This is a genomic window from Methylobacterium symbioticum, from assembly GCF_902141845.1.
GTDB lineage: Bacteria > Pseudomonadota > Alphaproteobacteria > Rhizobiales > Beijerinckiaceae > Methylobacterium > Methylobacterium symbioticum.
This window is the reverse complement of the sequence record NZ_CABFPH010000066.1, coordinates 19,277-29,113: the sequence shown is the minus strand read 5'-3', so window position 1 is coordinate 29,113 and position 9,837 is coordinate 19,277. Positions and strand designations below refer to the sequence as shown.

The 9,837-nt window shown below is 69.7% G+C and carries 8 protein-coding genes and 1 pseudogene; all 9 read left to right on the top strand.

All coding sequences use genetic code 11. The features are described 5' to 3' along the window. Positions 1-309, top strand: a pseudogene (locus MET9862_RS19640) (c-type cytochrome biogenesis protein CcmI); the annotation flags it as partial. A 140-nt stretch (positions 310-449) separates the two neighbouring features. Continuing rightward, complete coding sequence (ccmE, locus tag MET9862_RS19635; RefSeq protein WP_142584580.1) at positions 450-953, top strand: cytochrome c maturation protein CcmE; 504 nt, start codon at positions 450-452, stop codon at positions 951-953. A 47-nt stretch (positions 954-1,000) separates the two neighbouring features. After that, the gene (locus tag MET9862_RS19630; protein ID WP_142584579.1) at positions 1,001-3,001 is read left to right on the top strand and encodes a heme lyase CcmF/NrfE family subunit; all 2,001 of its coding nucleotides are present in this window, start codon (positions 1,001-1,003) and stop codon (positions 2,999-3,001) included. After that, positions 2,998-3,450, top strand: coding sequence for a cytochrome c-type biogenesis protein (locus tag MET9862_RS19625; RefSeq protein ID WP_142584578.1), 453 nt, complete (start codon positions 2,998-3,000; stop codon positions 3,448-3,450). Before MET9862_RS19630 ends, MET9862_RS19625 begins: the two co-directional genes overlap by 4 nt. Positions 3,451-3,649: 199 nt before the next feature. Beyond that, a complete protein-coding gene (locus tag MET9862_RS19620) occupies positions 3,650-4,306 on the top strand; it encodes a glutathione S-transferase family protein (protein WP_142584577.1) in 657 nt (218 codons plus the stop codon). A 317-nt stretch (positions 4,307-4,623) separates the two neighbouring features. Further along, on the top strand, positions 4,624-5,097 hold the full coding sequence (locus tag MET9862_RS19615) for a formate dehydrogenase subunit gamma (RefSeq protein WP_142584576.1): 474 nt from the start codon (positions 4,624-4,626) through the stop codon (positions 5,095-5,097). Then, a complete protein-coding gene (locus MET9862_RS19610; protein ID WP_142584575.1) occupies positions 5,094-6,653 on the top strand; it encodes a formate dehydrogenase beta subunit in 1,560 nt (519 codons plus the stop codon). Before MET9862_RS19615 ends, MET9862_RS19610 begins: the two co-directional genes overlap by 4 nt. Before the next feature lie 10 nt (positions 6,654-6,663). Further along, positions 6,664-9,519, top strand: a complete 2,856-nt coding sequence (gene fdhF, locus MET9862_RS19605) for a formate dehydrogenase subunit alpha (RefSeq protein WP_142584574.1) — start codon at positions 6,664-6,666, stop codon at positions 9,517-9,519. 4 nt (positions 9,520-9,523) lie between these two features. Beyond that, a complete protein-coding gene (locus tag MET9862_RS19600; protein ID WP_142584573.1) occupies positions 9,524-9,817 on the top strand; it encodes a formate dehydrogenase subunit delta in 294 nt (97 codons plus the stop codon). The last annotated feature ends 20 nt before the right edge of the window (positions 9,818-9,837 follow it).

The following is a 9,837-nucleotide window of genomic DNA, read 5'->3' as shown; positions in this document are numbered from 1 at the left end:
ATCGCCCGCGACGCCCTGAACGGCGGCCAGGCCGCCTTCCAGTTCCAGTCCTACCCGTTCCGGATGAGCGCCGAGAACATGGCCCGGCACCGGGCCGACGGGCTCGACCGGCGCCTCGCGGCCAAGGGCGGCAGCGCGGACGAGTGGCTGCGGCTGGTGCGCTCCTACAGCGCGCTGGGCGAGCGCGAGCGCGCGGCCCAGGTGCTCGAGCGGGCGCGGATGGCGCTGGCCGCCGACAGCGCCGCGGGCGGCCGCCTCGATCTGCTGGCCCGCGAGCTCGGCCTGCCGGGCCGCCCCGGCAAGCCCTGACCGGGCCTGCGGATCGAGGCCCCCGGACAATCGGTCCGGCCCCGCGGACTTGACCGGGCGCCCGCCCGGGCCGACACCCCTCTGAACGAAAGCGGCCGGCCCCCGGTTCGGGCCGCCCCGCAGCCATGGGAAAGACGCACGTGACCCGCAAGAGCCGCCGCCTGGTCCTGATCTGCGTCTGCGGCGCGGTGCTCGTCCTCGCCGTGGGTCTCATCCTCACGGCCATGAGCGGGTCGATCGTGTTCTTCCGCTCGCCCTCGGACGTCGCCGCCCAGGGCGTCGGGCCCGGCGTGCGGTTCCGCCTCGGCGGCCTGGTGCAGGAGGGCTCGCTCCGCCGCGGGCCGGACCAGACGGTCGAGTTCACGGTGACCGACACCAACGCCACCGTGCCGGTGCACTACAAGGGCCTGCTGCCCGACCTGTTCCGCGAGGGGCAGGGCGTGGTGGCGGAGGGCCGGCTGGAGACCGGCGGCCTGTTCCGGGCCGATACCGTGCTCGCCAAGCACGACGAATCCTACATGCCCCGCGAGGTCGCCGACGCGCTCAAGGCCCAGGGACGCTGGCAGGAGGGCGCGGGCAAAGGCGCGGGTCAGGACAAGGCCGCGGCGGCGGACAAGACCCTCGGGCCGCGCAGCGAGCGCTGAGCCCATGGACGCGACGTGCGGGTGGTTTGAGAAGGACGTCTGAGGCAGTGCTCGTCGAGACCGGTCACTTCGCGCTGGCGCTGGCCCTTGCGCTCTCCCTCGTCCAGGCGGTGATGCCCGCCTGGGCCGCGCGGGCGGGCGAGCCCGCTCTGCGGCAGGTGGCGGTGCAGGCGGCGCTCGGCAGCTTCGCCTGCGTGCTCTTCGCCTTCGCGGCCCTGACCTACGCCCACGCCACCTCGGACTTCTCGGTCCAGAACGTGGTCGACAATTCCCACACGGCCAAGCCCTTCATCTACAAGATCTCCGGCGTCTGGGGGAACCACGAGGGCTCGCTGCTCCTCTGGGTCCTGATCCTCACCCTGTTCGGCGCCTGCGTCGCGGTGGCGAGGAACGCGGTGCCGCCGGTGCTGCGGGCCAACACCCTGGGGGTCCAGGGCTTCATCACCTTCGTGTTCGTGCTCTTCATGATCGCGACCTCGAACCCCTTCGCCCGGGTGATGCCGGCGCCGGTCGAGGGCCGCGACCTCAACCCGCTCCTGCAGGATGCCGGCCTCGCGATCCACCCGCCGCTCCTCTATGTCGGCTATGTCGGCTTCTCGATCACCTTCGCCTTCGCGGTCGCCGCCCTGATCGACGGCCGCATCGACGCGGTCTGGGCGCGCGCGGTGCGGCCCTGGACGCTGATCGCCTGGAGCTTCCTCACCCTCGGCATCGCGATGGGCTCGTACTGGGCCTATTACGAGCTCGGCTGGGGCGGCTGGTGGTTCTGGGACCCGGTCGAGAACGCCTCCCTGATGCCCTGGATCGCGGGCACCGCGCTCCTGCACTCCACCGTCGTCATGGAGAAGCGCGACGCCCTGAAGGTCTGGACGGTGCTGCTCGCCATCCTCACCTTCTCCCTGTCGCTGCTCGGCACCTTCATCGTGCGCTCCGGCGTGCTGACCTCGGTGCACTCTTTCGCCACCGACCCGACCCGCGGCGTCTTCATCCTGGGCATCCTGATCCTGTTCATCGGCGGCTCGCTGACCCTGTTCGCGTGGCGCGCGCCGTTGCTGCGCCAGGGCGGCCTGTTCGCGCCGATCTCCCGCGAGGGCAGCCTCGTCCTCAACAACCTGTTCCTGGTGGCCGCCTGCGCCACCGTGTTCGTCGGCACGCTCTATCCGCTGCTCCTCGAGATGCTGACCGGCGAGAAGATCTCGGTCGGGCCGCCCTTCTTCAACTTCACCTTCGTGCCCCTGGCTGTGCCGCTGCTTCTCATCGTCCCCTTCGGCCAGGCGCTGGCCTGGAAGCGGGGCGACGCGCTGGCCGCCGCGCAGCGCCTGTTCGCGGCCATGGCCGCGGCGCTCGTCGTCGGCCTCGGCGCCGCGGCCCTGCACTGGGGCGGTCCCGTCCTCGCGCCCGTGGGGGTCGGGCTCGGCGCCTACCTGATCGTCGGCTCCGCTCTCGAGATCGTCAGCCGCGCCCGCGGCTACGGCGCCTCCCGCGCCCGCGGCGCCGCGGTGATCGGGCGGCGGGCGCTCGGCCTGCCGCGCTCGGCCTGGGGCACCGCCACCGCCCATGCCGGCGTCGGCGTGGTCGTGCTCGGCATCGCCGCCCAGGGCTGGGCGACGGAGGGGCTCGCCACCCTGAAGCCCGGCGGGACGCTCGCCGCCGGCCCCTATGTCGCGACCCTCGACCGGGTCGCGCCGCGCACCGGCCCCAACTACGAGGAGACGGTCGCCTACCTCACCATCCGCAACCGGGCGGGCGACGAGATCGGCCATGTCGAGACCTCGAAGCGCTTCTACCCCAGCCGGCAGATGGCGGTGACGGAATCGGGACTGCTCACGGTCGGCGCGAGCCAGGTCTATGCGAGCCTCGGCGAGATCCAGCCGGACGGGGCGGGCCTGCGCCTCTACCACAAGCCCTACGTGCTGCTGATCTGGCTCGGCGCGGTGGTGATGGCTCTGGGCGGCGGCCTCTCGCTGACGGACCGGCGCATGCGGGTCGGCGCGCCGGTGCGGGCCAGGGCGAAGGGGCTGCCGCCCTCCGCGGTGCCCGCCGAATGAGAGCCGCGCCCCTCCTTCTCCTGGCCCTGCTCGCCGCCGGCCCGGCCCGGGCCGTGCAGCCGAACGAGGTGCTGCCGGACGCGAGCCTGGAACACCGCGCCCGCGAGATCTCCGCAGGGCTACGCTGCCTCGTCTGCCAGAACCAGTCCATCGACGATTCCGACGCGCCCCTCGCCAAGGATCTGCGCCTGATCGTGCGCGAGCGCCTGAAGGCGGGCGACACGAACCAGGCGGTCGAGGATTATGTGGTGCGGCGCTACGGCGAGTTCGTGCTGCTGCGTCCGGTCTTCGGCCTGCACACCCTGCTGCTCTGGGCGACGCCGCTCCTCGCGATCCTCCTCGGCGGGTTCGGCATCTGGCGGCTCTCCCGCCGCAGGGCGCCCCCACCCGAGCGGAGGCTGACGGCGGCCGAGGAGGCGGAGGTCGCCGCGCTGATGCGGCGCGATTGAGCCCCCGCCGATCGGCACCATCGGCGCGCCGCGCCTGCGCGGCCCTTACGCGGCGGCCCTTACGCGGCGGTCCTTGCGCGGCGGCCCTTGCGCGCGAGAGGCGAACGGCACGAGTCTTGGATGCGGCGAATCGGACGGAATCCATGACCTGAGCCGGGGTCCCCTCACGGCGCAGGCGTATCCCGGGAGGCCAAGACTCATGCCGAAGGCGACGCTGACGATCTCGAGCCGGAACTACTCGTCGTGGTCCCTGCGCGGCTGGTTGATCTGCCGGATGGCGGGGCTCGACTTCGGGACCGAGATCCTCTCGGGCGACGACGCCGCGAGCCGCGCCGAGCTCCTGCACCTCTCGCCCTCGTTCCTGGTGCCGCGCCTGCGCCACGAGGGCATCGTCGTCTGGGATACGCTGGCGATCGCGGAATACCTCACCGAGACCTTTCCCGCCGCCGGCTTCCTGCCGCAGGACATGGCCGCGCGCGCCCATTGCCGCTCGATCTCGGGCGAGATGCATGGCGGCTTCGTCAACCTGCGCTCGGCCCTGCCGATGAACCTCAAGGCCTTCCATCCGGGCTTCAAGATCTTCAACGGCGCCAAGGTCGACATCGACCGCATCGTCACGATCATCGACGATTGCCTCGCCCGCTATGACGGCCCGTTCCTGTTCGGCGAGCGTCCGACCCTGGCGGATGCGATGTACGCGCCCGTCTGCACCCGGTTCCGGACCTACGACGTGACGCTGCCGCCACGCGCGGCCGCCTATCGCGACACCATCCTGCGCTGGCCGCTGATGGCGGAATGGGCGGAGGCCGCCGCCCACGAGCCGGACGAGATCGAAGAGCTCGACATGGAGTTCTGATCGGGGCGGGCCGCGCGCCTCTGCATCTCGCTGCTCCCCAATGGCGTCGGGATCGGCAGAAATTTAGTGCAGATGCCGCCGTTCCGGCCCTGGCATGGGGTGTCCAGGGCCAAGGCTTAACAAAATTCCCTTGATGATCGGCGGGCGCTTGACGGGGGTCTCCCTGCGTCACGCGAGAGGGCGAGCAGCCGGGCCGGCAGGCCGAAGTTACAGTTTGACAGAGATCCTTTGTCAGACAACCGGACCGCTTGATTGAAGGGAACCGGCATTTCTGTTCATCTCCCCACTTAGAAATGGAAAAAAGTGGGTAGGGAACGATGCCGCGTTTCGAACCCTGGAGCGCTCCGCGCGCCGCCGGGATCATCGCAGAGCACACACACCTCGAAGGCGCGACGCTGCCGATCCTGCATGCCCTGCAGGAGGCGTTCGGCTACGTGGACGAGGGAGCCGTTCCGCTGATCGCGGATGCGCTGAACCTCTCGCGCGCCGAGGTCCATGGCTGCATCACCTTCTATCACGACTTCCGCCGTGAGCCGGCCGGCCGCCACACGGTGAAGCTGTGCCGGGCCGAGGCCTGCCAGGCGCAAGGCTGCGACGCGCTCCATGCCGACATTCTCAAGCATCTCGGCACGGAGTGGCACGGCACCACGGCGGACGGGAACTGCACCGTCGAGCCGGTCTATTGCCTCGGCCTCTGCGCCAACGGCCCCGCCGCCCTCGTCGACGGCGAGCCGGTCGCCCAGCTGACCGTCGACGTCCTCGAGGCGGCCCTGACGGAGGTGCGCCAGTGAGCGTCACGATCTACGTCCCGCGCGACGCCGTCGCGCTCGGCCTCGGCGCCAACAAGGTCGCCCGCGCCCTCTTCGCCGGCGCCGAGCGCCGCGGCCTCGACGTCACCATCGTCCGCACCGGCTCGCGCGGCCTGTTCTGGCTGGAGCCGATGGTCGAGGTCGGCACCCCCGAGGGCCGGATCGCCTACGGCCCCGTGAAGGTCGAGGATGTCGACGCGCTGCTCGATGCCGGCCTGACCACGGGCGGCGCGCATGCCCTGCGCCTCGGCGACCCTGAGCAGATCCCCTTCCTGGCGCGTCAGCAGCGCCTGACCTTCCACCGCTGCGGGGTGATCGATCCGGTCTCCGTGACGGATTACCGGGCGCATGGCGGCTATCGCGGCCTCGAGGCCGCTCTGAAGCTCGATGCCGAGGGCATCGTGGCGCAGGTGCGCGAGTCGGGCCTGCGCGGCCGCGGCGGTGCCGGCTTCCCGGCCGGCATCAAGTGGAACACGGTGATGCTGGCGCAGGCCGACCAGAAATACGTGGTCTGCAATGCCGACGAGGGCGATTCCGGCACCTTCGCCGACCGGGTGATGATGGAGGGCGACCCCTTCAACCTCATCGAGGGCATGACCATCGCCGGTGTCGCGACGGGCGCCACGCGCGGCTACATCTACCTGCGCTCGGAATATCCCCAGGCCTTCGAGACCCTGAAGGAGGCCATCGCCAACGGCGTGAAGGCCGGCGTGCTCGGCGAGAACATTCTCGGCTCGGGGAAGAGCTTCCATCTGGAGGTCCGGCTCGGCGCCGGCGCCTATATCTGCGGCGAGGAGACCTCGCTCCTCGAGAGCCTGGAGGGCCGCCGCGGCATCGTGCGGGCGAAGCCCCCGATCCCGGCGCTCAAGGGCTTCCTGGGCAAGCCGACCCTCGTCAACAACGTGATGACCTTCACGGCCGTGCCGTGGATCCTGGAGAACGGCGCCAAGGCCTATGCCGATTACGGGATGGGCCGCTCGCTCGGCACGCTGCCGATCCAGCTCGCCGGCAACATCGCCCAGGGCGGCCTGATCGAGGTGGCCTTCGGCATCACCATCCGCGAGGTGATCGAGTCGTTCGGCGGGGGCACGCGCTCCGGCCGTCCGGTGCGCGCGGTGCAGGTCGGCGGCCCGCTCGGGGCCTATTTCCCCGACCACCTCCTCGACACGCCCCTCGACTACGAGGCCATGGCCGCCAAGAAGGGCCTCGTCGGCCATGGCGGCATCGTGGTCTTCGACGACACCGTCGACATGGCCAGCCAGGCCCGCTTCGCCTTCGAGTTCTGCGCCGCCGAGTCCTGCGGCAAATGCACCCCCTGCCGCATCGGCGCGACCCGCGGGCTCGAGACGATGGACAAGGTCATCAAGGGCATCCGGCCGGAGGCGAATCTGAAGCTGGTCGAGGATCTCTGCGAGGTCATGACCGACGGCTCTCTCTGCGCCATGGGCGGGCTCACCCCGATGCCCGTCATGAGCGCGATCACCCATTTCCCCGAGGATTTCAGGCCGGCCGGGTCCTTGCCCGTCGCGGCCGAGTGAGGAGGCGTCCATGGCCCTCATCAAGGAAATCGACTACGGCACGCCGATCCGCGTCGCCGAGCAGACGGTGTCGCTGACCATCGACGGCATGGCCGTGACGGTGCCGGCCGGCACCTCCGTGATGGCCGCGGCGATGACCGCGGGCACGCAGATCCCCAAGCTCTGCGCCACCGACTCGCTGGAGCCCTTCGGCTCCTGCCGCCTCTGCCTCGTGGAGATCGAGGGACGGCGCGGCACGCCCGCCTCCTGCACCACGCCGGCCGAGAACGGCATGGTGGTGCACACGCAGACCGACAAGCTCGCGCGCCTGCGCAAGGGCGTGATGGAGCTCTACATCTCCGATCACCCGCTCGACTGCCTGACCTGCGCGGCGAACGGCGATTGCGAGCTGCAGACGCAGGCGGGCGTCGTCGGCCTGCGCGACGTGCGCTACGGCTACGAGGGCGACAACCACGTCCGCCCGAGCTCCGAGCGCTACCTGCCGAAGGACGAGTCGAACCCGTATTTCACCTACGACCCGTCGAAGTGCATCGTCTGCAATCGCTGCGTGCGGGCCTGCGAGGAGGTGCAGGGCACCTTCGCGCTGACCATCGCCGGCCGCGGCTTCGACAGCCGCGTCGCCGCCGGCCCGACGAACTTCATGGAATCCGAGTGCGTCTCGTGCGGCGCCTGCGTGCAGGCCTGCCCGACCGCGACGCTCCAGGAGAAGTCGATCCACGAATACGGCCAGCCGGAGCACGCCGAGGTCACGACCTGCGCCTATTGCGGCGTCGGCTGCTCCTTCAAGGCCGAGATGCAGGGCGACCGCGTCGTGCGCATGGTGCCCTACAAGGGCGGCAAGGCGAATGACGGCCATAGCTGCGTGAAGGGCCGCTTCGCCTACGGCTACGCCACTCACAAGGACCGCATCACCAAGCCGATGATCCGGGAGAAGATCACGGATCCGTGGCGCGAGGTCACCTGGGAGGAGGCGATCGACCGGGCGGCCTCCGAGTTCAAGCGGATCCAGGCCACCTACGGCAAGGATTCGGTCGGCGGCATCACCTCGTCCCGCTGCACCAACGAGGAGGCCTACCTCGTCCAGAAGCTGGTGCGCGCGGCCTTCGGCAACAACAACGTCGATACCTGCGCCCGCGTCTGCCACTCGCCGACCGGCTACGGCCTGATGTCGACGCTCGGCACCTCGGCCGGCACCCAGGACTTCGCCTCGGTGGCGCATTCCGACGTGATCCTCGTCATCGGCGCCAACCCGACGGACGGCCATCCGGTCTTCGGCTCGCGCATGAAGAAGCGCCTGCGCGAGGGGGCGAAGCTCATCGTCGCCGATCCGCGCAAGATCGACCTCGTGAAGTCGCCCCACATCAAGGCGGACTTCCACCTGCCCCTGAAGCCCGGCTCCAACGTCGCCTTCATCAACTCGATCGCGCACGTCATCGTCACGGAAGGGCTGATCGACGAGGCCTATATCCGCGCGCGCTGCGACCTCGGCGAGTTCGAGTCCTGGGCCCGCTTCATCGCGGAGGAGCGCCACTCCCCCGAGAACCAGCAGCAGTTCACCGGCCTCGATCCCGAACAGGTGCGCGGCGCGGCGCGGCTCTACGCCACGGGCGGCGCGGCCGGCATCTATTACGGGCTGGGCGTCACCGAGCACAGCCAGGGCTCGACCATGGTGATGGGCATGGCCAACATCGCCATGGCCACCGGCAACATCGGCAAGCTCGGTGCGGGCGTAAACCCCTTGCGCGGCCAGAACAACGTGCAAGGATCCTGCGACATGGGCTCGTTCCCCCACGAGCTCACCGGCTACCGCCACGTCTCGGACGATGCCACCCGCGAGAGCTTCGAGGCGATCTGGGGTGCCAAGCTCGACAACGCGCCAGGACTTCGCATCACCAACATGCTCGATGAGGCCGTCGATGGCAGCTTCAAGGGCATGTACATCCAGGGCGAGGACATCGCGCAGTCCGATCCCGACACCCATCACGTCACGTCAGGCCTCAAGGCGATGGAATGCATCGTCGTGCAGGACCTGTTCCTGAACGAGACGGCAAAATACGCCCACGTCTTCCTGCCCGGAGCCTCATTCCTGGAGAAGGACGGCACCTTCACCAATGCCGAGCGCCGCATCAGCCGCGTGCGCAAGGTCATGCCCCCGATGGGCGGCTACGGCGATTGGGAGGGCACGGTGCTGCTCTCTAACGCGCTGGGCTACCCGATGAACTACAGCCACCCATCCGAGATCATGGACGAGATCGCGGCCCTCACCCCGAGCTTCACCGGGGTGTCCTATGCCAAACTCGAGGAACTCGGCTCGGTACAGTGGCCCTGCAATGAGAAGGCGCCGCTCGGTACGCCGATGATGCACGTGGACCGCTTCGTGCGCGGCAAGGGCCGGTTCATGATCACCGAGTTCGTGGCGACTGAGGAGCGCACGGGGGCGAAGTTCCCGCTCATCCTCACCACGGGTCGGATCCTCTCCCAGTACAACGTCGGCGCTCAGACCCGGCGCACCCACAATTCGCGCTGGCACGAGGAGGACGTGCTGGAGATCCACCCCTTCGACGCGGAGCTGCGCGGTATCATGGACGGCGACCTCGTCGCCCTGGAGAGCCGCTCGGGCGACATCGCTCTGAAGGCCAAGATTTCGGAGCGCATGCAGCCAGGCGTGGTCTACACCACCTTCCACCACGCTAAGACCGGCGCCAACGTCATCACCACCGACTATTCGGACTGGGCCACGAACTGCCCCGAGTACAAAGTGACGGCGGTGCAGGTCCGGCGTACCAACCGGCCCTCCGACTGGCAGGCGAAGTTCTACGAGGGAGATTTCTCCCTGACCCGGATCGCCCAGGCCGCGGCGGAGTGAGACAATGAGCGCAGTGACCCAGGAGGACAAGCTCCTCCGCATGGCAAACCAGATCGCGACCTTCTTCCGGTCCTACCCTGAGGACGAGGCCGTGGCGGGCGTCCAGAAGCACATCACAGCCTTCTGGACGCCGCGCATGGTCGACCGGCTGTCGGCTGCCCTGCCCGACATGGGTGAGCGTGCCGACATCCTCGTCCGGCGCGCGATCCGCGGGCCAGAGACCGCGGAGGAAGGCCCAGTACGGCCCGCGACACGCGACCCGCAGAAGCTCGGCGAGGGTGCCAGCGACGCGGGCTGACGGCAGCCCGCGGGACGCGT

Coding starts and splice junctions, on each gene's coding strand:
- MET9862_RS19625 (WP_142584578.1), top strand. CDS start 2,998: ATGAGAGCCGCGCCCCTCCTTCTCCTGGCCCTGCTCGCCGCCGGCCCG.
- MET9862_RS19620 (WP_142584577.1), top strand. CDS start 3,650: ATGCCGAAGGCGACGCTGACGATCTCGAGCCGGAACTACTCGTCGTGG.
- MET9862_RS19615 (WP_142584576.1), top strand. CDS start 4,624: ATGCCGCGTTTCGAACCCTGGAGCGCTCCGCGCGCCGCCGGGATCATC.
- fdhF (WP_142584574.1), top strand. CDS start 6,664: ATGGCCCTCATCAAGGAAATCGACTACGGCACGCCGATCCGCGTCGCC.
- MET9862_RS19600 (WP_142584573.1), top strand. CDS start 9,524: ATGAGCGCAGTGACCCAGGAGGACAAGCTCCTCCGCATGGCAAACCAG.